The 24,062-nt window shown below is 70.3% G+C and carries 18 protein-coding genes and 3 pseudogenes; 16 read left to right on the forward strand and 5 right to left on the reverse strand.

What is annotated here, in order from left to right:
• Positions 1-86 precede the first annotated feature (86 nt).
• From QQM39_RS00740 to QQM39_RS00770, 7 genes and pseudogenes are all read left to right on the forward strand, one after another.
• Entirely contained in the window at positions 87-1,106 is a 1,020-nt protein-coding gene (locus QQM39_RS00740; RefSeq protein ID WP_301994614.1) for a sugar ABC transporter substrate-binding protein, read from the forward strand.
• 95 nt (positions 1,107-1,201) lie between these two features.
• Entirely contained in the window at positions 1,202-2,221 is a 1,020-nt protein-coding gene (locus tag QQM39_RS00745) for a Gfo/Idh/MocA family protein (RefSeq protein WP_301994615.1), read from the forward strand.
• Between the two features lie 74 nt (positions 2,222-2,295).
• Entirely contained in the window at positions 2,296-3,258 is a 963-nt protein-coding gene (locus QQM39_RS00750; protein WP_301994616.1) for a sugar phosphate isomerase/epimerase, read from the forward strand.
• Positions 3,259-3,298: 40 nt separating this feature from the next.
• A pseudogene (locus QQM39_RS00755) lies at positions 3,299-3,430 on the forward strand (IS3 family transposase); the annotation flags it as partial.
• Positions 3,431-3,904: a hypothetical protein gene (locus QQM39_RS00760; RefSeq protein ID WP_301994617.1), complete on the forward strand. Its 474-nt coding sequence runs from the start codon at positions 3,431-3,433 to the stop codon at positions 3,902-3,904.
• Positions 3,905-3,940: 36 nt separating this feature from the next.
• A pseudogene (locus tag QQM39_RS00765) lies at positions 3,941-5,242 on the forward strand (reverse transcriptase/maturase family protein); the annotation flags it as partial.
• Between the two features lie 301 nt (positions 5,243-5,543).
• Positions 5,544-5,915 carry an NUDIX domain-containing protein gene (locus QQM39_RS00770; RefSeq protein ID WP_302003426.1) on the forward strand — a complete coding sequence of 124 codons (372 nt, stop codon included), beginning with the start codon at positions 5,544-5,546 and terminating at the stop codon, positions 5,913-5,915.
• Here QQM39_RS00770 and QQM39_RS00775 read toward each other — a convergent pair.
• On the reverse strand, positions 5,910-6,725 hold the full coding sequence (locus QQM39_RS00775; RefSeq protein ID WP_301994619.1) for a DUF817 domain-containing protein: 816 nt from the start codon (positions 6,723-6,725) through the stop codon (positions 5,910-5,912). The two genes, QQM39_RS00770 and QQM39_RS00775, sit on opposite strands and share 6 nt — an antisense overlap.
• A 116-nt stretch (positions 6,726-6,841) precedes the next feature.
• On the opposite strand from QQM39_RS00775, the gene QQM39_RS00780 reads away from it, so the two are divergent.
• Entirely contained in the window at positions 6,842-7,768 is a 927-nt protein-coding gene (locus QQM39_RS00780; RefSeq protein ID WP_301994620.1) for a GNAT family N-acetyltransferase, read from the forward strand.
• Positions 7,769-7,783: 15 nt separating this feature from the next.
• On the opposite strand, the gene QQM39_RS00785 is transcribed toward QQM39_RS00780, so the two are convergent.
• Both QQM39_RS00785 and QQM39_RS00790 read right to left on the reverse strand, forming a co-directional pair.
• Positions 7,784-7,954: a hypothetical protein gene (locus tag QQM39_RS00785; RefSeq protein ID WP_301994621.1), complete on the reverse strand. Its 171-nt coding sequence runs from the start codon at positions 7,952-7,954 to the stop codon at positions 7,784-7,786.
• 163 nt (positions 7,955-8,117) lie between these two features.
• A complete protein-coding gene (locus tag QQM39_RS00790) occupies positions 8,118-8,291 on the reverse strand; it encodes a hypothetical protein (protein WP_301994622.1) in 174 nt (57 codons plus the stop codon).
• 236 nt (positions 8,292-8,527) lie between these two features.
• Between QQM39_RS00790 and QQM39_RS00795 the strand changes: the two genes are divergently transcribed.
• A complete protein-coding gene (locus QQM39_RS00795) occupies positions 8,528-10,342 on the forward strand; it encodes an ABC transporter ATP-binding protein (RefSeq protein ID WP_301994623.1) in 1,815 nt (604 codons plus the stop codon).
• Between the two features lie 50 nt (positions 10,343-10,392).
• Here QQM39_RS00795 and QQM39_RS00800 read toward each other — a convergent pair whose 3' ends face one another.
• A complete protein-coding gene (locus QQM39_RS00800) occupies positions 10,393-12,075 on the reverse strand; it encodes a hypothetical protein (protein ID WP_301994624.1) in 1,683 nt (560 codons plus the stop codon).
• A gap of 249 nt (positions 12,076-12,324) precedes the next feature.
• Here QQM39_RS00800 and QQM39_RS00805 point away from each other — a divergent pair, with 249 nt between their 5' ends.
• The 7 genes and pseudogenes from QQM39_RS00805 (at position 12,325) to QQM39_RS00835 (ending at position 23,297) form a co-directional block, all read left to right on the forward strand.
• Positions 12,325-14,850: a SpoIIE family protein phosphatase gene (locus QQM39_RS00805; protein ID WP_301994625.1), complete on the forward strand. Its 2,526-nt coding sequence runs from the start codon at positions 12,325-12,327 to the stop codon at positions 14,848-14,850.
• Positions 14,851-15,014: 164 nt separating this feature from the next.
• Positions 15,015-17,792, forward strand: coding sequence for a SpoIIE family protein phosphatase/ATP-binding protein (locus tag QQM39_RS00810; protein WP_301994626.1), 2,778 nt, complete (start codon positions 15,015-15,017; stop codon positions 17,790-17,792).
• A gap of 164 nt (positions 17,793-17,956) precedes the next feature.
• Positions 17,957-18,775: a chitosanase gene (locus tag QQM39_RS00815; RefSeq protein ID WP_301994627.1), complete on the forward strand. Its 819-nt coding sequence runs from the start codon at positions 17,957-17,959 to the stop codon at positions 18,773-18,775.
• Positions 18,776-18,978: 203 nt separating this feature from the next.
• Positions 18,979-20,343 carry an FAD-dependent oxidoreductase gene (locus tag QQM39_RS00820; RefSeq protein ID WP_301994628.1) on the forward strand — a complete coding sequence of 455 codons (1,365 nt, stop codon included), beginning with the start codon at positions 18,979-18,981 and terminating at the stop codon, positions 20,341-20,343.
• A 128-nt stretch (positions 20,344-20,471) separates the two neighbouring features.
• Positions 20,472-21,301 (forward strand): annotated as a pseudogene (locus tag QQM39_RS00825) (DUF1152 domain-containing protein); the annotation flags it as partial.
• A 102-nt stretch (positions 21,302-21,403) separates the two neighbouring features.
• Positions 21,404-21,901, forward strand: coding sequence for a lamin tail domain-containing protein (locus tag QQM39_RS00830; RefSeq protein WP_301994629.1), 498 nt, complete (start codon positions 21,404-21,406; stop codon positions 21,899-21,901).
• A gap of 223 nt (positions 21,902-22,124) precedes the next feature.
• On the forward strand, positions 22,125-23,297 hold the full coding sequence (locus QQM39_RS00835; RefSeq protein WP_301994630.1) for a hypothetical protein: 1,173 nt from the start codon (positions 22,125-22,127) through the stop codon (positions 23,295-23,297).
• A gap of 8 nt (positions 23,298-23,305) precedes the next feature.
• On the opposite strand, the gene QQM39_RS00840 is transcribed toward QQM39_RS00835, so the two are convergent.
• Positions 23,306-23,968 carry a 1,4-alpha-glucan branching protein gene (locus tag QQM39_RS00840; RefSeq protein WP_301994631.1) on the reverse strand — a complete coding sequence of 221 codons (663 nt, stop codon included), beginning with the start codon at positions 23,966-23,968 and terminating at the stop codon, positions 23,306-23,308.
• Positions 23,969-24,062 lie beyond the last annotated feature (94 nt).

The following is a 24,062-nucleotide window of genomic DNA, read 5'->3' on the forward strand; positions in this document are numbered from 1 at the left end:
AGCTCCCCGCCCGACCCACAACGGGATGTGTTGCGTCCCGCCGGTGGATCACCCCTTCCCGCAAGTCAGCACAGTGAGGTGCCGAAATGAACCGCTCGCTTCCCTCCCGCTCCCGCAGATTCACCGTCTTGGTGGCCATGGCCGCCAGTACAGTCCTGGCACTCGCCGGCTGCTCCAGCAGCTCGGGCGGCAAGAAGTCGGAGGAGAGCGCCGGTGGCGTCTCTGCCGGCAAGGCCACCACGCCCCGCATGACCATCGCGATGATCACCCACGCCGTCCCCGGTGACACGTTCTGGGACACCATCCGCAAGGGCGCCCAGGCCGCGGCCGCCAAGGACAACGTCAAGCTGATCTACTCCTCCGACCCGAACGGAGGCAACCAGGCCAACCTGGTGCAGAACGCGATCGACCAGAAGGTCGACGGCATCGCCGTCACCCTCGCCAAGCCCGACGCCATGAAGGGCACCGTGGCCAAGGCGGTGCAGGCCGGTATACCCGTGGTCGGCTTCAACTCCGGTGTGGACGACTGGAAGAAGCAGGGCCTGCTCCAGTACTTCGGACAGGACGAGACCGTCGCGGGCGAGGCGGTCGGCAAGAAGCTGAGTTCCCTCGGTGCCAAGAAGGTCGCCTGTGTCATCCAGGAACAGGGCCAGGTCGCCCTCGAGGCACGCTGCGCGGGCGTGAAGAAGGGCTTCTCGGGCACGACGGAAAACCTGTTCGTCAACGGCGCCGACATGCCGTCCGTGCAGTCGACCATCACCGCCAAGCTCAAGCAGGACCCCTCCATCGACTACGTCGTCACCCTCGCCGCCCCGGTCGCGCTGACCGCCACGCAGGCGGTGTCCGACGGCGGCAGCAAGGCCAAGGTCGCCACCTTCGACCTCAACAAGGAACTCGTGAAGGCGATCCAGGGCGGCAGCATCGAGTTCGCCGTCGACCAGCAGCCTTATCTGCAGGGCTACCTGGCGGTCGACTCCCTCTGGCTCTACAAGACCAACGGCAACTACAGCGGCGGTGGCGTGGCGCCCGTGCTGACCGGCCCGGCCTTCGTCGACAAGTCCAACGTCGAGGCCGTCGCCACGTTCGCCGCCAAGGGAACACGGTGACGCGTACGACCCGGGTCACGGCCGGACCCGTGTGGGTTCGGCCGGCCCTCTGCTGACCGTCACCGCCATCGCCCACCCTCAAGTCAAGGAACCACATGACCTACCGCACCTCCCTCGGAGTCGCCGTGATCGGCGCCGGCCGCATGGGAGCCGACCACGTACGCCGGATCAGCGAGGTGACCAGCGGCGCCCATGTGGCCGCCGTCGTCGACGTCGACATCGATCGCGCCAAGACGGTCGCCGCCGACGTCGACGGATGCGCGGCCTACGGCGACGTCGCCGAAGCGATGGCCTCACCCGACGTCGACGCGGTGCTGCTCGCCTCCCCGGGCGTCGCCCACGAGGCGGCACTGCTCACCGCGTTCGAGCACGACCTGCCCGTCCTGTGCGAGAAGCCCCTCACCCCCGACGCCGCCTCCGCCCTGCGCGTGCTGGAGGCCGAGCAGCGGCTCGGGCACCGCCGGGTGCAGGTGGGCTTCATGCGCCGTTACGACCACGAGTACATCAAGCTCAAAGCGCTGCTGGACAGCGGGGAACTGGGCCGGCCGCTGATGCTGCACAACCGGCATCGCAACCCGTCCTGTCCGCCGGACTTCACCAGCGCCATGCTCATCAACGACTCCGTGACCCACGAGATGGACATCACCCGCTGGCTGCTCGGCCAGGAGATCACCGCCGTCACCGTCATGCGGCCGCGGCCCTCCGGCAACGCGCCCGAAGGGCTGGCCGATCCGCAGTTCGTCGTCTTCGAAACCGACGGCGGCGCCCTGGTCGACGTCGAGATCTACGTCAACGCCCGCTACGGCTACCAGGTCCAGGCCGAGGCGGTGTGCGAGCACGGCACCGCCCGCATCGGCGACCGGCACGACATGCTCGTCAGCACCGGCGGACGCTGGGGCGGCACGGTCACCCCCGGCTTCGTCGAGCGGTTCGAGGAAGCGTACGACCGCGAGGTCCAGGCATGGGTCGACGCCACCCGGCGCGGCGAGGTCACCGGCCCCAGCGCCTGGGACGGCTACGCCGTGGCCGCGGTCTGCGAGGCGGGCATCCGCGCCCAGACCGAGGGCCACCGCGTCGAGGTGGAACTCGCCGACCGCCCAGCCCTCTACATCTGACCCCCACCGCCGGCACACCGAACCAGCGGGGAACGACCCCTCCCCGCCCGACCACACCGCAGACGGGACGCATCATGAAGATCGGTCTGAACACCGACAGCGTCGGGCACCTCACGCTCGACGAGACCCTGGACCTGGCCGCCGAACTCGGCCTGGACCACGTGGAGTTCGCCACCGGCGCCTGGTCCACCGCCCCGCACATCGACATCGACCGGCTTCTCGACAGCGACGGCGCGCGCCGCGAACTGCTGGCCAAGGTCGCCGACCGAGGGCTCACGATCAGCGCCCTCACCTGCTCGGGCAACCCCCTGCACCCCGGGCCCAGCGGCCGCGAGCACGACCAGGTCGCGCGCAGGACGATCGCTCTCGCCCCGCTCCTCGGCATCGACCGCGTGGTGATGATGTCCGGGCTGCCGGGCGGGCCGGGCGACGCCAACCCCAACTGGATCACGGTCTCCTGGCCGCCGGAGACCACACAGATCCTCGACTGGCAATGGACCGAGGTCGTCATCCCGTACTGGCGAGACCTCGTCGCCCACTCCCGTGACCGGGGCGTACCCAAGCTCGCTCTGGAGATGCACGCCCACCAGGTGGTCTACAACGTCCCCACCCTCCTGCGCCTGCGCGAGGAGGTCGGGCCCGTGGTCGGAGCCAACTTCGACCCCAGCCACCTGATGTGGATGGGCGCCGACCCTCTCGCCGCCATCGAGACCCTGGGCGAGGCGATCTACCACGTACACGCCAAGGACACCCGGCTGGAACCCTCCCGCCAAGCCCTGACCAGCAGGCTGGAGACGCTGCCGGTCATGGCCGCCAAGGACCGCTCCTGGAACTACGTCACCCTCGGCTACGGCCACGACGACGCGTTCTGGCGCGCTTTCTGCCTCGCCCTGCGCCGAGCCGGTTACGACGACGTCCTGAGCATCGAGCACGAGGACGTTCTCGTGGCCCCCGTCGAGGGCGTCACCAAAACCGTCGACCTGCTGCGCCGCGTCATGCTGCGCGACCCCAGTTCCTACAAGCCCCAGGAGATCTGAGCCGTCCTGAGCCGCACGGACACGAGTTCCGCGCGGCTCGGTCCGCCAGGCCGAGGTCGACCGCGACGAGCGGGACGACCGGCTGTCGACCGCCGAACACGAGGAACTGAAGCAACTCCGCAAGGCAAACGCCGAGTTCAGGCGGGCGAACGAGATTCTCAAAGCGGCGAGCGTGTTCAGCTTCCTCTCCTGGCTCGCCGACCGAGGCCGCACCCTCGAACACTGCCACCAGGCCGACGTCGACGCCTGGCACACGGAGAAGCCGGCCACCCGGCGCCCGGCCCAGACGTTCCTGCGCTGGTGCATGAAGACGAGCCGGATGCCTCGCCTCACCCTGCCACCCCAAGTCATCAACCAGGACCAAGCGCCGCTGCACCAGTACCGCCGACTCGCCATTCTCCGGCGGACCCGCAACGACGACTCCTTGCCCCTGCGGGCCCGGGTCGCGGCCGCGCTCGTTCTCCTCTACGCGCAACCCGTCACCTGCATCGTCCGCCTCACCGTCGACGACGTCATCGACGACGGGGCTACCCTCACCGTCCGGCTGGGAGACCCGCCGTCCCCGCTTCCGGAACTCGTCGCTGACCTCATGCGGGCATACGTCCAGTCCCGCCAGCACCTGCCCTACGCCAGCAGGAGAAGCTAACAGTGGCTCTTCCCCGGTCGCCAGCCCGGACAGCCCATGAATCCGGTCAGCCTCCAAGTCCACCTGCGAAAGATCGGCGTCCCGCCACAGCGCGGCAGGACCTCCGCGATCCGCCAACTCGTCCTCCAAGCCCCAGCCCCCGTCATCGCGAAGGCGCCCGGCTACCACGACGAGACAGCCACCCGCCTGGTCACCGAGGCTGGCGGAACCTGGAGCCGGTATGCCCCGGGTGACCACAGGCGCTGCCCCGGCCGGACCTTGATCCTTAAGCCAGTCCGGCGCGTCCATATCCCGAAGAAGAACGGGAAGACCCGCCCGCTGGGACTGCCCACCTGGTCGGACAAGCTCGTCGGCGAGGTGGTCCGTCTCTTATCAGAGGCGTACTACGAGCCGACGTTCTCCGACCGCTCGCATGGATTTCGCCCCCGGCGCGGCTGCCATACCGCGCTGCGGGAGGTGGCTCACACCTGGGCCGGGACAGCCTGGTTCATCGAGGGCGACATCGCCGACTGCTTCGGCAGCCTGGACCACCAGGTCCTGCTGGCGATCCTCGGTGAGCAGATCCATGACCAGCGGTTTCTACGGCTGGTGCGCAACATGCTCACGGCCGGATACCTGGAGGCCTGGAAAGGGGGAGCCACCCTGTCGGGCGCTCCGCAAGACGGGGTGGCCTCGCCGATCCTGTCCAACATCTACCTGCACAAGCTGGATGAGTTCGTCGAGACCGTTCTGATCCCGGAGTACACCCGAGGAGAGCGCCGGGCCCGCAACCCGGCGTATCTGGAGTTGCAGAAACTGCTGGCGAAATCCCGCCGGCGCGGCGACCGGGCCCAGGCCCGCACGCTGCGCCAGCGGATGACCAGCCTGCCGAGCGCGGATCCAAACGATCCGGGCTATCGGAGGCTGCGCTACATCCGCTATGCAGACGATCACCTCCTGGGCTTCGCCGGACCGAAATCCGAGGCCGAGCAGATCAAGCAGCGCCTGGCTCAATTCCTGCGTGATGAACTCAAGTTGGAACTGTCCCAGGACAAGACGCTGATCACCCATGCCCGTACCCGGGCCGCCCGGTTCCTCGGATACGAGATCGTCGTCCAGCACAACGACACGAAGAAGACCGGCCGTTACCGACGCGTCAACGGCCAGGTCGCTCTCCGCGTCCCGAAGGACGTCATCAAAGCAAAGTGCGCCCCCTACCTGATTCACGGCAAACCCGTGAAGAGAACGGCTCTGATCAACAGCAGCGACCATGCCATCGTTGCGACCTTTGGAGCCGCTTACCGGGGCGTGGTCCAGTACTATCTGCTCGCCGGAGATGTCTTCCGGCTGCACCGCATGCCCGGACACGTCAGCAACTGCTCGACGCCATCCAGGCAGCAAGCCTCCGCGTTGTGGACAAGATCGACACCAAGCCCGGCACCCACGCTCCAAGGACGCCACCGACCCACTCCACACAGCACGAAGCGCCGAGACCACGTCCCTCTGGCGTCTGACAGCATGACCGTGAGCACATCCCGTGGGTGACCTCGCCACGCCCACGGGATGACCCGATTCCTTGCCAAGCCTGAGGATCACAAACACCTACTGAACTCGTCCGTGCAGAGCGCCCTGCCGCCCACCAACGCGCAGGTTCCCGCGACTGAGCGGCCAGAAATTCGCGAACCCGCCTGCTTTCCCGCGCGGGCATGTGGAGCCGGGCGAGGACCCGTGGGCCGCGGTGGAGCGGGAGTGCCGGGAGGAGCTGGGTATCCCGGCCGTCGCTTCGGACGTCACGGGCGAGCACCCGCTCTTCCTCACCGTCACCCGAACCCGGGGACAGGGGGAACACACCGACGTCTCGCTCTGGTACGTCATCAGCGCGGACGCGGAAACCGTCCTCTCCTGGGACGAAGCGGAGTTCTCGGCGATCCGATGGCTGACTCCCGATCAGGTGCTCGCCGAGGCGCTCGACTCGATGGACCCCCATATGCACCGCTTCACCCGCAAGCTGGTGCAGGCCCGGGCTTCATGACCTCGGCGGTGTGCCGGTGCCCTCGGGCTCGGGGTGCGTTCGGGCGACCATGGCCGCCAGGACGAAGGTGACGCTGATCAGCAGGGACCAGGCGCCGAACTTCTCCACTCCCACGGGCTGCCAGCCATCGAGTTGGTACGGGTAGCGCCAGGCACCCAGGTAGGTGGCGAGGTTCTCCGCGACCCAGAGGAAGAAGCCGATCAGGACGAACGACAGCGCGAGCGGCATCCGTCGGCGTACACCACGCACCGTGTAGCGCACGGAGGTGCCCGCGTTGACGGCCAGGAGCAGTGCGGCCAGGAGCCAGCGGGCGTCGGGGAGCCAGTGGTGGCTGAAGAAGTTGGCGTAGATGGCCGCGGCGACGACGGCCGTCGAGCGCGGGCGGTAGCGGACCAGCTCCAGGTCGAAGAGGCGCCAGGCGCGGCAGACGTAGCTGCCGACAGCGGCGTAGAGGAAACCTCCGTACAGCGGCACGCCCGCGAACTTCAGTACGGCCGGTTCCGGATAGGTCCACGAGCCGAGGGACACCTTCACGACCTCGAAGGCCAGGCCGATGACGTGGCAGACGGCGATGACGACGACGTCCCGCCCGTTCTCCCAGCCGCGCAGCCAGAACAGCAGCGTCAGCAGCACCCCGTAGACGACGAGCAGGTCGTAGCGGGCCACGGGGAGGCCGGGCAGCAGGGTCGATGCCGCCACGCCGGACATCAGGGCGAAGGCGAAGGCGCAGGACCGTGTCTGTATCCACGCGAAGTCGAGCAGCTGGCGCAACGACGCGGCCAGCGGGCCTGTGATGCTTGTGGTGACCATGATCCGAAAGACGAGCCTGTGGCTTCCTCGGTTGCCGCGCGGCGGGGAAGACGCGGAAGAGGTGCGCCGCCGAAAATGCGTTGCGGCTGCGCTCCCCTCCCCCGGACCCTGAGCCCATGTCCTACCTTCTTCGTCCCGCCGGCCTCACCGACGCGACCGCCATCACCGAACTGCTCAACGAGGTCGACCGGATCGAGATCGGCCGGCCCGAGACCGACCTGCATGCCGTCGAGGCCGACCTGAAGCGGCCCGACATCCATCTGGAGCGCGACTCCTGGCTGGCGTTCCACGGTGACCGGCTGGTGGCGTACGGCCTGCTGTGGGACGACTCGGGGGGTGAGCGCGTCGACATCGACCACTACGTGCTGCCCGAGCACCAGCAGGCCGGGGAGCTGATTCTGGAGCCGATGCAGGCCCGGGCTCTGGACAAGGCACGCGAGAACGGTGCGGACAGGGCAGTGGTCCATCTGCACCTCAACACGGAGCCCACGCTCGACACGGGGCTGATCGAGAAGCGGGGCTGGTACGTCGTACGGCGCTATCACGTGCTGCAACGGTCGCTGGACGCGGCCGCGGACCTCATGCCGGAGATACCGTCCGGCGTACGGCTGCGGTCGTGCGCCGACGAGGCGGACCGTGCGCGTGTCCACGCGCTGTATCAGTCGAGCTTCGCCGAGCACTTCGACTTCCAGCCGCGTACCTACGACCAGTGGCTGGGCGACGTCGACGCCGACACGCTCGACTGGTCCCTGGTGTGGATCGTCGGTACCGGGGAGCCGGGGGACGCCGGGTTCCTCCTCGCCCGCGACGACCGGGAGGCGATGGGCTGGATCCGGAGCATCGGTGTGGTGCGAGAAGCCCGCGGTCTGGGTCTGGGTGGCCTGATGCTGCGCAACGCGTTCGCCGCCTTCGCCGCGCGCGGGCGGGAGACGGTGGGGCTCGGCGTGGACACCGCCAACACCACGGGGGCTCCCGCTCTGTACGCCCGCCACGGCATGGCCGTCCATTACGCCGTGGACACGTGGGAGGCGGTCCTGAAGTGACCAGGGCCCGCGCCGTCACGCGCCGGTGAGGGCGCGGGCGGACCGTCCCTCATGGCACAGGGCCGCACCCGTGACCAGCGCACCCAGCCCCTCCCACAGGCCCACGCCGAGGAACCCGGACGGGGCGCGGCCGCTGATCACGGCGAGTGTGAAGACCGCGCGGGCCAGCAGGCGGAAGGGGACCACACGCCGGCGAGGACGCCGAACACGGCCATGGTCCAGCCGGACAGGGAGCGGGGCAGGAGTCGCACGAAGTCCTCCGCAGGCCAGGGGAGTTGAGCCTGAGGTACCCCTGCATAGCGTGCCGGCCCCGGCGCGGAGAGCACCGAGGCCGGCCGGGAGCGTGCGGTCAGCGGACTCCGACGCCCTGCTGGGCGCTGCTTCTGCGGGCATTGTTGTACAGGCGCAGCAGGTGCTTCGCGACCGCGCACGGCACGGTGTCGACATGGCACTGCCGGCAGGTCTGCATGTGGTGTTCGTAGTCGGTACGGGTCTGCTGCAGGGCATCGCCTTGAGACGGCATCGAAGTCCTCGGAATCGACGGCGGTGGGGGGGGGTGGAGGTGGCGGGGCGGGTGCCGAACGGGACCGCGCCGCGTACCTGACAGAGAAGTTGATCATGTTACTTGTGGTAGGGGGAAATCGCGGCTCCGCAACCGCCCCCGTCACCGCCAGCCGGAAAACGCTTGGACTGCGCGGCAGCCGTCGCGGGACACTACGTACTCAACCAATGACTCCACGTAATCATCACAGGGGTGGGATGGGTACGCCTGAATCGCGCAGGGTCCTGCCGGGCAAACGCTCGGTGCTCCTCGCACTTCGTTACTACGGACGGGAATTGGCCCGTCTACGGTGGATGACGGTCCCGGCGATGCTGCTGTCGGCACTCGGCAACATCGGGATCAACTACATCGCGCCGCTGATCGTCGCCAAGCTCGTCGGCGACATCGCGGGCGACACGGACGTCACCCTCAACTCGACGCTGCCATACGTCCTCGGTTTCGTCGGTGTGCTGCTGTTCGCCGAGGCGTTGTGGCGCGTCGCTCTGCACTGCCTGAACCGCCTGGACGCCCTGGGTATCGAGCACCTGTACGTGATCGGGATGGACGAGCTGTTCGCCAAGGACGCCGCGTTCTTCCACGACAACTTCGCCGGGTCGTTGACCAAGCGCGTGCTGAGCTTCGCCTCCCGTTTCGAGCAGTTCGTCGACACGCTGACGTTCCAGATCGTGGGCAGTTTCGTGCCGCTGGTGTTCGGGGCGGTGGTGCTGTGGCGCTACGAACCGCTGCTCGTCGTAGGGCTGTTGACGATGATCGCGGTGACGGCGCTGTGTGTGGTGCCCCTCATCCGGCGCCGTCAGGCGCTGGTGGACGAGCGTGAGGAGGCGATCGCCCGGGTTTCGGGCCATGTCGCCGACAGCCTGATGAACATGGACACGGTGCGGGCGTTCGCCGCCGAGGGGCGCGAGGCCGCCGAGCACCGCTCGCGGGTGGCGGTGTCGCGGGCGCTCACCCTGCGGTCGTGGGACTACGGCAATCTGCGCATCGACACGCTGGTCGCACCGATGTCGGTGCTGACCAACGCGCTGGGGCTGCTGCTCGCGGTCACGCTCGGTGGGGGCGCGCACGGGGTGGAGGCGGTCGTGGTCGCCTTCACCTACTACAGCAACGCGACGCGGATCATGTTCGAGTTCAATCAGATCTACCGTCGGCTGGAGAGCTCGATGACGGAGGCCGCGCAGTTCACCGAACTGCTGCTGACACCGCCGACCGTGCTCGACCCGCCGTCGCCCGAGCCGCTGTTGCCCGGGGCCGCCGACGTCCGCTTCGAGCAGGTGACCTTCGCGCACTCCGGCGGTCGGTCACTGTTCGAGGGCCTCGATCTGGCCGTGCCCGCCGGGGCGAAGGTCGGCCTCGTGGGCCGGTCCGGCGGCGGCAAGACCACGCTCACCCGGCTGCTGTTACGGATGACGGACATCGACGGCGGCCGGATCCTGATCGGCGGTCAGGACATCAGCCGGATGCGTCAGGCCGACCTGCGCGGCCTGATCGCCTATGTGCCGCAGGACCCGGCGATGTTCCACCGCACCCTGCGGGAGAACATCGCGTTCGCCCGGCCGGACGCCACCGACGCCGAGATCCGACGCGCGGCCGAGGCGGCACACGTCACGGAGTTCGCCGACGCGCTGCCGAACGGCTTCGACACCATGGTGGGCGAGCGTGGCGTCAAACTGTCCGGCGGTCAGCGCCAGCGGGTCGCCCTCGCCCGGGCGATCCTGCGCGACGCGCCGATCCTGCTGCTCGACGAGGCGACCAGCGCTCTGGACTCCGAGAGCGAGATCCTCGTCCAGGAGGCGCTGTGGCGGCTGATGGACGGGCGGACGGCGCTCGTCGTGGCGCACCGGCTGAGCACGGTCGCCACCATGGACCGACTCGTCGTCCTCGACCACGGGCGGATCGTCGAGCAGGGCAGCCACCACGAACTGCTCGCGGCGCAGGGCGCCTACGCCAAGCTCTGGGAGCACCAGTCGGGCGGCTTCCTCGACGACGACCCTGCGCGGGCCGAGTTGCCGTGAGCCGGAGACTGGTCCGGGCGGGCGCGGCGGCCACCGCGCCCGCGGGGGCCTCAGTCGGCGCAGCAACCGTCCTCGATGGTGTCTCGGCCGGTGGTGTCGAGTCGGCAGAAGCAGGACGCCTCGATCGGTACGTCCGCCATCGCGGCCGCGAGACGCAACTGCTGGGCCACCATCTGTGCCTGCGCGGTCCTGCCCAGGCGCGTCAGGCACTCGTGGAGGCCGTGCAGGGACCAGACGTTGCCGGGATGCTGCAGGGCGCGCGGGAGCGTGCCGTCGAGGCCGAGGTCGGCCCGGTAGACCGCCTCGGCCTCCTCCACACGCCCCTGTTCGAGGAGGAGGGCGCCGTAGGCGTGCCGGGTGGGCTGCATCCAGCCCCACGGTTCGTCGTAGGGGAGGTTGTCGTCCAGTTCGATGGAGTGTTCCAGGGCGGCGAAGGCGGCGTCGAAGTCGCCCTTGCGGTACTCCAGTTCGCCGTCGAGCATCGCCGAGGCGATCGTGAGGATGTCGGCGCAGGTGTTGTTGAAGAGCATGCGGGTCTCGGGGACACGGGCGACGGCCTCGTGGAAGAGCCGGCGTTCCGCCTCGGCCTGCGGGACGCGGTGGGTCGAGGAGTACGCGACGCCGCGGGCGTAGTGGAGCATCGCGGTTGTCACGCAGTACAGCTCGGGGTCGGCGGGCAGGGGCAGTTCCAGGATGTCGTCCCAGCGGCCGAAGCGGATCAGGGCGTGGACCCGCATGGCGAGGAAGCCCTCCAGCCAGTCGGCCATGGGCGGGCTCGGCACGCGCAGCAGGTCCGTCGGGATGGATGCTTCGAGCTCCGCGACGGTCCGGAGGGCGACCTCGCACTGGCCGAGGAACATCGCGCCGTAGATCTTGAAGTGGTAGTTGTGCGTGCGGTACAGGGTGTAGAAGTTCATCGCCCCGGCTCGGGAGCGGTACTTCTCGTCGGCCTCGATGGCCGCGGTGTTGTCGGAGACGACCCGCCGGTAGTCGCCGCACAGCACCTCCAGGTGCGAGGGCATGTGCAGCAGATGCCCGGCGTCGGGCATGAGGCCGCGCAGCCGGTCCGCGACGCGGAGGGCCGCCTCGGGGGTCGGGGACATCTCCATCAGGTGGATGTACATGTGGACCACGCCGGGGTGGTCGCGTCCCGCGTCGGTGGCGAGGGCACGGTCGAGGGCGGCCTTGGCATCGAGCGTGCGCGCGCCCACGGCCGGTGCGCCGGTCCTCAGGTCCCACAGCTGCCAGGGGGTGAGGTTCATCAGGGCGTCGGCGTACAGGGTGGCGACGTCCGGGTCGCCGGGGGCGAGTTCGTAGGCCGCGCGCATGCTGTCGGCGTAGGGAGCGTTCCAGACGGAGCAGTCCGCCACGGCCTTCGCCTGCGGGTAGCGGGCGCGCAGTGCGCCGATCAGGGCCTGTTCGACGGGGGTGGCGGTGTCCGCTTTCGCATGGGCCAGTTCCACGGCGGCGTGGGTGCGGTCGACGGTGCGGGCCAGGTCCCGGTCGTCGAAGAACTCCCAGGGTTTGTTGTAGTTCGGGCCGAGCGCGTAGGCGATGCCCCAGTGGGCCATGGCGCAGTCGGGGTCGGCCGCGGCCGCGGCCTCGAAGCAGGCGACGGCCTCCTCGTGGTGGAAGGCGTACGTCCACCTCAGGCCGCGGTCGAACCAGAGCTGGGCCTGGGCTGAGGACGTGGTCACGGGTCGGGTGTAGGTGCCGAGGTCGTAGTACTCCATCGTCTGTCTCCTGCCTGTGCTGCGCCCGCCAGGTTGTTCCCGGGCCGGGTCCCGCTCCGACAACGGGTGGGCGTGATGCCCGGTTGCGGGGTCGGGCATGTCCGGGGGTGCCCTGCCCGGCAGCTGCGGCGAGGCCCGGTCGGACAGACCGCACAGCCCCGCTTGCTCCGCCCAGGTGCGGGCAGGGTGCGTCGTGGCGCATTCTTGCTGTGTCGCGCGCGTGATGGGCGTACGGACGAGGTAGGGCCGATGACTGGGAGCGCCGAGGGCGCAGAGCGGACGCCCGGCAGGCTGGCGGCGCTGCTGATCGATGCCTCGGCGGAGGCGATCAGCGCGGCCGGTGGCCACGCGGGTGGGGTCTACCTGCGCTCCGGCACGCCCGGACTGCTTCGTCTGGCGGTGCTGGAGGGGCTGCCGGGGCCGCTGTTCCGGCCGTGGTGGCGGCTGCATGCGGACCGGCCGTTTCCCGTCGCGGACGCCTATCGGCTCGGCCTGGAGGTGGTGCTGCCGAACGCCACGGAGACGATGCGCCGCTATCCGCAGTTCGCGGCCGGTCTGCCGTTCCAGTTCGGGTCCCTGCATGTCCCCGTGGCGGGCAGGTCGGCCGTGTACGGGGTGCTGACCGTGCTGCGGCCCTCGGCGGCGGACGCCACGGAGCTGCTGCCCGCGCGCGAGCGCATGGCCCAGGTGGCCGAGGAGCTGGGGTCGGCGCTGGGGGCCCTGGAGGACGGGGACGCGTCGGCGGTGTCCTGGGACGGCGGGCCGCTGTGTGTCCGGCCGCCGTCCGGCCGTCCGCCCACGGGGCGCGTCGGACGGTTCGCCTGGGATCCGGCGACGGGCCTCGTGACGGCGGACGAGCGGCTGAACGTCGTACTGGACGCGACCGCGGGGGAAGCCGACGGCACCGGGGAGGCGTTCGCGGAGGCCGTCGCACCAGGGGATGCGGAGCGGATTCTGGCGGCGCTGCGGGAGGCGGCGGGTGGCCGGCCGCCGGCCCTGCCGCTGTATGTGCGTGCGCCGGACGGTGCGCTGCGGCTGGTCGAGGTCTGGGGGCCGCACGACGACTCGGCGCCGTTCGGTGCGGCGACGGTACGGGGTGTCGTCCTCGACCCGGGGCCGGGCGCGGTGGCGGACGCGGCGGCCGATCTGCTGCCGGACGGTGTGTTCTGCCTGGACCGGGTGGGCACGGTCGTCTACGCGAATCCGCATGCGGCGCGGTTGCTGCGCCGGCCGCGCACCGAGTTGCTGGGCCGCACTCTGTGGGAGGGCGTGCCGTGGCTGAACCAGCCCGCCGTCGAGGATCATCTGCGCGGAGCCCTGCTGTCTCCGGAGCCGATGCACTTTCATGTCCGCAGACCGTCCGCCCATAGTCGTGAGCCCGCCGCCGACTCCGTCGAGGGCGACGTGCTCGCGATGTCCGTCTATCCCGGCCGGGATCTGCTGACGTGCACGCTGCGGCTGGGGCACCGCATGGCGGACGTCCCGGCCGGCCTCCCGGAAGCGCACGGTCCGCCGGAGCCGGCCGGTGCGCCTTCGCTCTCTCCCCTGTACCGCCCGATCGTCCTCGCCATCGCGCTGACGGAAGCGGTCACCGCCCGTCAGGTGTCGGCCGTGGTGATGCGGGAGCTGCTGCCCGCCTTCGGCGGCCGTCGGCTGGCCATCTACCTGCTGCAGGAGCGGCATCTGTACCTGGCCTGGGAGACCGGCTTCCCCAAGGGGTTCCTCGCCCCGTTCGAGGGAGTGGGGCTGGACGAGCGACTGCCCGGCGTCGAGACGCTGACCAGTGGCCGCCCGCTGTTCTTCGACTCGATGCAGCAGCTCGCCGACGCCTATCCGGGCATCGCGCTGGACGCGACCGAGGGAGCCCGCGCCTTCCTTCCCCTGATCGCCTCCGGGCGTGCCGTCGGCTCGTGCATCCTCGGCTTCGACCGGCCGCGCAGCTTCAGCACCGAGGAACGCACGGTGCTCACCGCCATGGCCGGGCTGATCGCGCACGCCATGGAGAAGGCACAGCGCTACGAGAGCGAGGCCGCGCTGGCCCGTGGGCTGCAGCAGGCGCTGCTCCCCCGGCGGCTGTCCCAGCACCCGCTGGTGGAGACCACCGGGCGGTATCTGCCGGGCACCCAGGGGATGGAGGTGGGCGGCGACTGGTACGACGTCGTCGCGGCCGGTGACGGTCTGGCCCTGGTGATCGGCGATGTGCAGGGGCATGGCGTGCAGGCGGCGGCCACCATGGGCCAGCTGCGCAGCGCCGTGCGGGCTTTCGCCCTCGGCGACCGGCCCCCCGACGAGGTCATGAGCGGCACCAACCGGCTGCTGATCGACCTCGACGCCGGTCTGTTCGCGAGCTGCTGCTACATCCGGCTGGATCCCGCGACCGGCGTCGCCCAGGCGGCCGTGGCCGGGCACCTGCCGCCGCTGCTGCGCCGCCCCGACGGCCGTACGCATGTCGTCGACCTGCCCGGCGGGGTCGTGCTCGGCGTGGACCCGCAGGCCCAGTATCCGGTGGCGGAGCTGCGGATGGAGCCGGGTGCCGTACTGGCCCTGTACACGGACGGGCTGGTCGAGCGGCCCGGTGTCGACATCGACGACGGCATCAGCGCGCTGCGGGTGGCGCTGGCCAAGGCCGGTGCCCCTGGTGCCCGCCGGGGCGGCCGCTTGCTGGCGGGCGTGGCCGACCGGCTCACCGTGACGGCCCGGCACACGGCGGACCGCCCCGACGACATCGCGCTGCTGCTCGCCACGCGGCGGGCCACGCCACCGCGTCGGAAATGAGGGCGCGCGCCGACGACACCGGCTCCGTAACCCTGTTGCGGGGGCGGGAGTTGTCCGGATTCGCCCCCTCACTTCTGTGATCGTGATGTGTGAGAGAAAGCAGGTCCTGTCACGGTCCGTGACGTCTCTCGCCTCCTGAGGCCGGGCAGTGTAGACATGGGCACATGGTCCGACTAACGGGTCGATCCGGGGCCCGGTCGGCCCGTCGTCCGAGCGGTCTGCGCACCCGACGTGCGCCCGACCGCGATTTTGCGGTACCCGAGCGGGGAGTGCCGCGCGATCCACTGGCCGGGGGGCGGCGCAAGGGCCCGCTCGCCGGGGTGCGGTCGGCACTGGGCGGGCGCAGCGTCGCCGGGCAGGTGTTCCTGCTGCAAGTGGTGATCGTGCTGCTGCTGGTCGTCGCCGCTGTGGTGGCACTCGTACTGCAGACGCGGTACGACACCACACAGGAGGCACGCAACCGCTCCGTGGCGGTCGCCGAGGCGTTCGCGAACGCGCCCGGCACCCGGGAGGCGCTGGACAGCCCGGATCCCAGCGCCGTCCTGCAGCCGCGGGCCGAGGCGGCGCGCGAGGCGACCGACGTGGACTTCATCGTCGTCATGAACACCGACGGCATCCGCTACACCCACCCCAAGCCGGACCGCATCGGCAAGAAGTTCGTCGGGACCCTGGAACCGGCGCTGGCCGGGAAGGTCGTGGTCGAACACATCACCGGGACCCTCGGTCCGCTCGTGCAGGCGGTGGTCCCCGTCAAGGATCCCGACGGGAAGGTCGTGGGCCTGGTGTCGGCCGGGATCACGACGAAGACCGTGGGCGGTACCGCGGACCGGCAGCTGCCGCTCGTCCTGACCGCCGCGGCGGTGGCACTCGCCCTGTCCACGGCGGGCACGGCCCTGGTCAGCAAGCGGCTGCTGCGGCAGACGCACGGCCTCGGGCCGGACGAGATGACCCGGATGTACGAGCACCACGACGCCGTCCTGCACGCCGTCCGGGAGGGCGTGATCATCGTCGGCGACGAGGGGCGCCTGCTGCTCGCCAACGACGAGGCGCACCGCCTGCTCGACCTGCCCGAGCACGCCGAGGGACGCCGGGTGCTCGACCTCGGCCTCGCCCCCGACACCGCCGGACTGCTGGACTCGGGCCGGATGGCCACGGACGAGGTGCACCTGGTCAAGGACCGGCTCCTCGCCGTCAACCAACGTCCCACCCACCTCAGGGGCCGACCCTCCGGCAGCGTCGCCACGCTCCGCGACTCCACGGAGCTGCGGGCCCTGTCCGGCCGGGCCGAGGAGGCCCGCGAGCGCCTGAACATGCTGTACGACGCCGGTGTCGGCATCGGCACCAGCCTGGACGTCACCCGTACCGCCGAGGAACTGGCGGAGCTCGCGGTGCCCCGGTTCGCGGACTACGCCACCGTCGACCTGTTCGACGCGGTGCTGGGCGGCGGGCAGCCGGAGGGGGTGACCCGGCTCAGGCGCACGGCGTCCAGCGGGATACGCAAGGACGCGCCGCTGTACCCCGTGGGCGAGCAGATCCGGCTCGTGGACTCCTCGCCGCAGGCCCGTGCGCTCAGCGACGGCCAGGCCGTCGTCGAACCGCGGCTTCTCCAGGCGCCGGGCTGGCGCGCCCAGGACCTGGAGCGGTCGGCGCAGGTCGTGGAGTTCGGCATCCACTCACTGATCGCCGTCCCGCTCAGGGCGGGGTCCCTGGTGCTGGGCGTGGTCAGTTTCTGGCGGTCGCAGAAGGGCGAGCCGTTCGACGCCGACGAGGTCGCGCTCGCCGAGGAGCTCGTCGCGCGGGCGGCGGTGTCCATCGACAACGCCCGCCGGTACACGCGCGAGCACAGCATGGCGGTGACCCTGCAGCGCAGCCTGCTGCCGCGGCGCCTGCCCGAGCAGAACGCGCTGGACATCGCCTACCGGTATCTGCCGGCGCAGGCCGGGGTGGGCGGCGACTGGTTCGACGTGCTGCCGCTGTCCGGTGCCCGGGTGGCGCTGGTGGTGGGGGACGTCGTCGGCCACGGGCTGCACGCGGCGGCCACGATGGGACGGCTGCGTACGGCCGTGCACAACTTCTCCGCCCTGGACCTGCCGCCCGACGAGCTGCTCGCGCTTCTCGACGAGCTGGTCGCCCGGATCGACCAGGACGAGACGGAGGAGGGCGACAGCGCTCCGGTGGCCGGCGCGACCTGTCTGTACGCGATCTACGACCCGGTCTCCCGGCGGTGCACCATCGCCCGCGCCGGCCATCCGCCGCCGGCCCTGATCGGCCTGGACGGCACCGTCGAGTTCCCCGACGTGCCCGCCGGTCCCCCGCTGGGCCTGGGCGGGCTGCCGTTCGAGACGGCCGAGCTGGAGCTGGCGCAGGACAGCCGGCTGGTGCTCTACACGGACGGGCTCGTGGAGGACCGGGGGCGGGACATCGACGAAGGTCTGGAGCTGCTGCGGGCCGCGCTGGCCCGGGCCGGCCGGTCGCCGGAGGAGACCTGCCAGTCCGTACTGGACACCCAGCTGCCGGACCGGCCGAGCGACGACATCGCGCTGATCGTGGCGCGGACGCGGGCGCTCGGCGCCGACCTGGTCGCCGAGTGGCAGGTCCCGTCCGATCCGGCGGCCGTCGCCCAGGTGCGCTCCGATGTGACGGGGACGCTGGAGAGGTGGGGGCTGGAGGAGCTGTCGTTCACCACTGAGCTGATCCTGAGTGAGCTGGTCACCAACGCGATCCGGTACGGCGGTGGCCCGATCCGCGTGCGTATGTTGCGCGACCGCACGCTGATCTGCGAGGTCTTCGACGCCAGCAGCACCTCGCCGCATTTGCGCTACGCGGCCATGACGGACGAGGGCGGGCGCGGCCTTTTCCTGGTGGCGCAGCTCGCCGAGCGCTGGGGTACGCGGTACCTGCCCACGGGCAAGGTGATCTGGGCGGAGCAGCCGCTGCCGTAGCCGGCGCCGGTCCGTACACCGCCTGCTTGTACACGTCCGTTTGTGCATTGGTACGAACCTTTGACGCGACGACTGCCACTCGCCCCCCACATTTGGTAGGAAACTTTCCTATCAGTGGCAGTTTACAGTCAACTCCCCACCCCCCACCACCCCTTGGAGCCGCCGTGCAGCACCCCCCGCAAGCGTCGCGCCGCACACTCCTCGCTCTGATCGGTGCGTCCTTGGTATCGACCCCGCTCCTCAACTCCCCCCGGGCCGCCGCGGTCCGCGCCGCGGTGGGACTCGACGACCCGGCGAAGAAGGAGATCGCCATGCGGCTGGTGTCGAGCGCGGAGAACTCCTCGCTCGACTGGAAGGCCCAGTACAAGTACATCGAGGACATCGGCGACGGCCGCGGCTACACCGCCGGCATCATCGGCTTCTGCTCGGGCACGGGCGACATGCTCGAACTCGTCGAGTTGTACGCCGACCGCCGCCCCGGCAACGTCCTCGCCCCGTACCTGCCGGCGCTGCGCCGGGTGAACGGCACCGACTCGCATGACGGGCTCGACCCGCACTTCCCCCGCGACTGGGTCCGGGCCGCGCAGGACCAGGCGTTCCGGCAGGCGCAGAACGACGAGCGCGACCGGGTGTACTTCAACCCGGCCGTACGGCAGGGCAAGAACGACGGCCTGCGGGTGCTCGGCCAGTTCGCGTACTACGACGCCATCGTCATGCACGGCGACGGAAGCGACCCCACCAGCTTCCGCAACATCCGCAGGCGCGCCCTGAACCGGGCCCGGCCGCCGGCGCAGGGCGGCGACGAAGTCACCTACCTGCACGCCTTCCTGGACGCGCGGGTGTGGGCCATGAAGCAGGAGGAGGCCCACCGCGACACCAGCCGGGTCGACACGGCCCAGCGGGTCTTCCTGCGCAAGGGCAACCTCGACCTCGATCCGCCGCTCGACTGGAAGGTGTACGGGGACAGTTACCACATCGGCTGAGCACCACCCGGCGCCCCGGAAACGGGGCGCCGGACCGCGCCGTACACGCCCCTCGCCCGGCATGAGACAGTGACCGGCACGGCCCGGAAGCCTCATAAAGTAGATTTATGAGCTCATAGAGCGGACCCGCGTACCGACTTAGGCTTGCCTTAGCTTAGGCTTCCCGACGAGATCGCTTGCCACCGCTCGAAGGGACCCTGATCATGCCCCGCCCCCTGCGGGTAGCCATCGTCGGAGCCGGCCCCGCCGGGATCTACGCCGCCGACGCCCTGCTCAAGTCCGACGTGGCCGCCGAACCCGGCGTGTCCATCGACCTCTTCGAGCGCATGCCGGCGCCGTTCGGCCTGATCCGTTACGGCGTCGCGCCCGACCACCCCCGCATCAAGGGCATCATCACAGCCCTCCACCAGGTGCTCGACAAGCCGCAGATCCGCCTCTTCGGCAACGTCGACTACCCGACCGACATCAGCCTGGACGATCTGCGCGCGTTCTACGACGCCGTGATCTTCTCGACGGGTGCGACGGCCGACCGGGCGCTGCCGATCCCGGGCATCGACCTCGACGGGTCGTACGGCGCCGCGGACTTCGTCTCCTGGTACGACGGCCACCCGGACGTGCCGCGCACCTGGCCGCTCGAAGCGGAGAAGGTCGCCGTGCTCGGCGTCGGCAACGTCGCGCTCGACGTGGCCCGCATCCTGGCCAAGACGGCGGACGAGCTGCTGCCGACGGAGATCCCGCCGAACGTCCACGAGGGCCTCAAGGCCAACAAGGCGCTGGAGGTCCACGTCTTCGGCCGCCGCGGGCCGGCGCAGGCGAAGTTCTCCCCGATGGAGCTTCGCGAGCTGGACCACTCCCCCAACATCGAGGTCATCGTCGACCCCGAGGACATCGACTACGACGAGGGCTCGATCGAGACCCGGCGCGGCAACAAGCAGGCCGACATGGTCGCCAAGACCCTGGAGAACTGGGCGATCCGCGACGTCGGCGACCGCCCGCACAAGCTGTTCCTGCACTTCTTCGAGTCGCCCACGGAGATCCTCGGCGAGGACGGCAAGGTCGTCGGCCTGCGCACCGAGCGCACCGCCCTCGACGGCACCGGCAACGTCAAGGGCACCGGCGAGTTCAAGGACTGGGACGTCACCGCGGTCTACCGCGCCGTCGGCTACCTCTCCGACAAACTCCCCAAGCTGCCCTGGGACATCGACTCGGGCACGGTCCCGGACGAGGGCGGCCGCGTCATACAGGAGTCCGGCGAGCACCTGCAGTCGACGTACGTCACCGGCTGGATCCGGCGCGGTCCGGTGGGCCTGATCGGCCACACCAAGGGTGACGCCAACGAGACGGTGTCGAACCTCCTGGACGACTTCGCGAACGGCCGTCTGCAGACGCCGGATTCGCCCGAGCCGGAGGCCGTGGAGGCGTTCCTCGCCGAGCGCGAGATCCGCTTCACCACCTGGGAGGGCTGGTACAAGCTCGACGCCGCCGAGAAGGCGCTGGGCGAGCCGGAGGGCCGTGAGCGCGTGAAGATCGTCGAGCGCGAGGACATGCTCCGGGAGAGCGGCGCGTAAGTCACATACAGAGACACAGAGACTGAGGCACAGAGAGGGAGAGGGCCGGGGTTCATTGCCCGGCCCTCTCTCTGCTTTCACGCTCTCCGCGGTGATCGCCGCCTGTTAGCTCCCCCGGTGTTCTCACTGAGGTCCAGCTGGCCAGTCTGTCCTTCTCGGATCTGTACGGGCTGAACCGCGATGTGTGGGTGGACCACGACGTCGCGGCGATACGCCCGGACACCGCGGTCCGCGGCGACTACTTCCCCGAGCGGACGCTCGCCACCTGGCTCGCCCGGCATGACCTGCCCGACACGGTGTACGCGCTCCCCCTCACGGGCGTCCAGCCGCTCAGGGCCGCCTACCGCGCCCTTGCCCGGCATCTGGGCGGCGTGGACGCCATCGTGCTGGTGGACGGCGGGACCGACATCCTGATGCGCGGCGACGAGAACGGGCTGGGCACGCCGGAGGAGGACATGGCCGGCCTGGCCGCCGCGGCCGGGCTCGACGAGGTTCCCGTGCGGCTGGTGGCCTGCCTCGGGTTCGGGGTGGACGCCCATCACGGCGTGAACCACTGCCTGGTGCTGGAGAACCTCGCCGCGCTGGACCGCGAGGGCGGCTACCTCGGCACGTTCTCGCTGCCGCGCGACAGCCGGGAGGGGAGCCTCTACCTCGACGCGGTGGAGCACGCCCAGCGGTGCACGCCGGACCACCCGAGCATCGTCCAGGGCTCCGTCGCGGCCGCGGTGCGCGGTGACTTCGGCGACGTACGGTTCACCGAACGGACCAGGGACAGCGAGCTGTTCGTCAATCCGCTCATGGCCCTGTACTTCTGCGTGGACGCGCCGCCCTGGCCCGGCGCAACCTCTCTCTCGACCGGCTGGAGAACACCGCGCTCATGCGCCAGATCAGCTCGGCCATCGCCGACTTCCGCGACGAACTCCCCGGGCAGCGGCCCCCGCGGGCCTACCCGCACTGACGCGCCCCTGTCTCACATTTCGGTGAAGTCGCCACGACACTCGCGTGAACTGCATACACTCCTGATCTTCACAGAAGCTCCATATAGGGGGGATGTTTCTCCATGGGTATACGCATGGTCGCCACAACCGCCGTCGCGACCGGCGCGCTCGCCGCGCTGTCCGCCGTACCGGCACAGGCCACCGAGTACTCGTCCGCGCTGAAGATCAAGGGCATCCAGTACGACGCCCCCGGCCGCGACTCCAACAACTGCTCCACCGGCAACACCGACGACGAATACCTGACGATCAAGAACTACTCGTCGAGCAAGACGGTGAACCTCAAGGGCTACGTCGTGAGGGATGCCAGTACCACCAACAAGTTCGTCTTCAGCGCGAACCACTATCTGCAGCCCGGTGACTACGTGAAGCTCCGGGGCGGCAACGGCACCGACTCCGACAGCAAGAACGTCGTGTACCGCGACAACTGCAACTTCATGTGGAACAACGACAAGGACACCATCAAGCTGTACAAGCCCTCGGGCGCCGGCGCCGACTCGCACTCGTACACCAAGAGCGGCAGCGACCCGGACGGGAACGGCTACATCACCTACCACGGCTGACCGTTCGCGGGCCGCACGTGAGCAGGACCCGCCCCCATGCGGATGGTGGGCGGGTCCTGCTCACCGAGTCATTGTCATGACCGGACGTGGCGCGGGCCACGAGTGAGCGGCGGTCGGGCTGTGCGCCTCGTGCACACCCCGTGTGCGGACCCCCGCCCGACCGGCATCCGTCGGCGGCGACGATACTGGTACGAGCACGTGTCCCCGCTCACAGATGGACCCCATGCCCAGCTCCTCCAGCGCCCGCCCCACGACCCCGCCCTCGGTGTGGTCGGCCCGTGGCCGCCACGTCGGCCCCGCCGCGGAAGACGTACTCCGGCTCAGTCTGCGGCAGCTCAAGGACAGCCGGGTCATAGACGACCATCTGGAGGTGCCCGAGGCCGAGGGCGCCCAGGAGTGGATCTTCGAGGCGCGATGGCGGGTCGCCGAGACGGTGACCGTCCGGGCCCGGCTGACCCTCGAACGCGGCTCCGCCGAGGGGCAGGTGTGGACGCTGGTCGCGGAGGCGGAGGCCCCGTGGAACCTGCGATGGCCGTCGCCGGCCGCCATGTTCTGGCCGCAGGGTGCGGACGGGACCTGGGACCACGATGCGGTCTCGGGCCTGCGCCTGACGGACATCAACCCCCTCCCCTCGGACGACAAGGCCGTACGGCGCGTGTTGCGGGACTGCGCGCGCGACGGCTGGAGCATCCATGTCGTCGTCCACGAGGCCATGTCCACGGACGAGCGCGGCCGCGTGCCGCTGGCCGGGATGGTGCCGCCGAGCCTGCGGCACCGGGTGGTCGAGCATCGTGCCGCGCCCCATCAGCTGCGCGTCGTGAACTGGGCCTTGCGGGACTTCGGTGTGCAGGTGCCGCGCGGTGGTGCCGTGGTGCTGCCCGGGACCGCGGCCTCGTCCGGCTACGACGCCGACGACTTCGCCGTACGCAGCGTCTTTCTCGACGGTTCGGAACCGGCCGAGCTCATCCATGCCGTGACGCGGTTCGCCGCGCTGCCGCGCCCGTTGCCGGAGGGCGGCGAGGAGACTCTCGCCGCGCTGCGTGAGGACTGGCGGCTGCTGACGCTCGAGGAGGAACTCGCCCGTGAGCGCAAGCTCGTGGCGATGTACGCCGAGGCGCTCGAGGCGATGACGAAGTCCCGCGACCTGTACCGGGAGGCCGCCGAGCAGGCGCACGCCGCGCTGGCGGCCTACCGGGAGTCCGCCGGGGCCGTGCCCGAGACACGGCCCGAGCCGGACGCCGCCCCGACGGCCTCCTCGGCCTCCCCACTCCAGCAGCTGACCCGGACCTTCGAGCGCCTCAAGGTCCCCGCGTGGGCGCGCAGGCCCGGGTCCGGCGCGGACGGTGAGCAGGAGGGCAAGGCCGTCGAGGAGCGGGCGGAGACTTCGGACCGCTAGAGCCGGTGCTAGCTCCGGGCGCCTGCGTGTAGGGCGGCGAACAGCCCGTGGGCGCGGGTGCCGTCCGGGAGCTGCCAGGCGCCGCTGACATGACCGGTGGCTCCTTCGGGAAGGAGCGACGCGGCGTTCGGGGCGGGCCGCAGAACCCGGTGCAGATGGAGAATCGAGCCGTCCGGTGCCGTCAGCCTGGTGCCGTCCGCGTCGTCGGTGGCAGGGGCCGCGATCTGCGTCGAGGTGAGGCCCGCACCGGCGTAGGAGTGGGTGACCTCCTCGTCGACGGTGTCGGTGATGCTCTGTGCCTGAGCCTGGACCCGGCCCTCGATCAGGGCCCACAACTGGGCGACCAGTACCGGGTCGTGGCAGCCGTCGTAGGCCCAGCGCTGCCCCAGCACGCCGTGCTCCATGGTCCCGACGAGGGCGTGCTCCGCTCCGTCGAGAGGGGCGCCGCGATAGGTCAGCGGCGCCAGGTAGCTGACCGGCTCGGCGCCGGCGGTGTCGGTGGCCACCATGAACTCGATCCCGACCTCGCCCTGCGGGTCGTCGAGCCGGAAGCCGCCGGCCTTGGCCAGCTTCGGGTCACCGGCGCCGCCGTACCACGGGCGGGAGGGCAGCCAGGAGGTGAGCAGTTCCAGCTTGGTCGGTTTGAGGGTGGTGCGGTGAATCAAGGCCATGTCCGCAGGCTCTCACGGAAGTTGACGCGCTGGCACTGTGTTCGATCATGACGTACTTCTTCCCCCTCCGCTAGCCGCTCCGTCGGCACTGCGC

Origin of the sequence: Streptomyces sp. DT2A-34, assembly GCF_030499515.1 — a bacterium.
GTDB lineage: Bacteria > Actinomycetota > Actinomycetes > Streptomycetales > Streptomycetaceae > Streptomyces.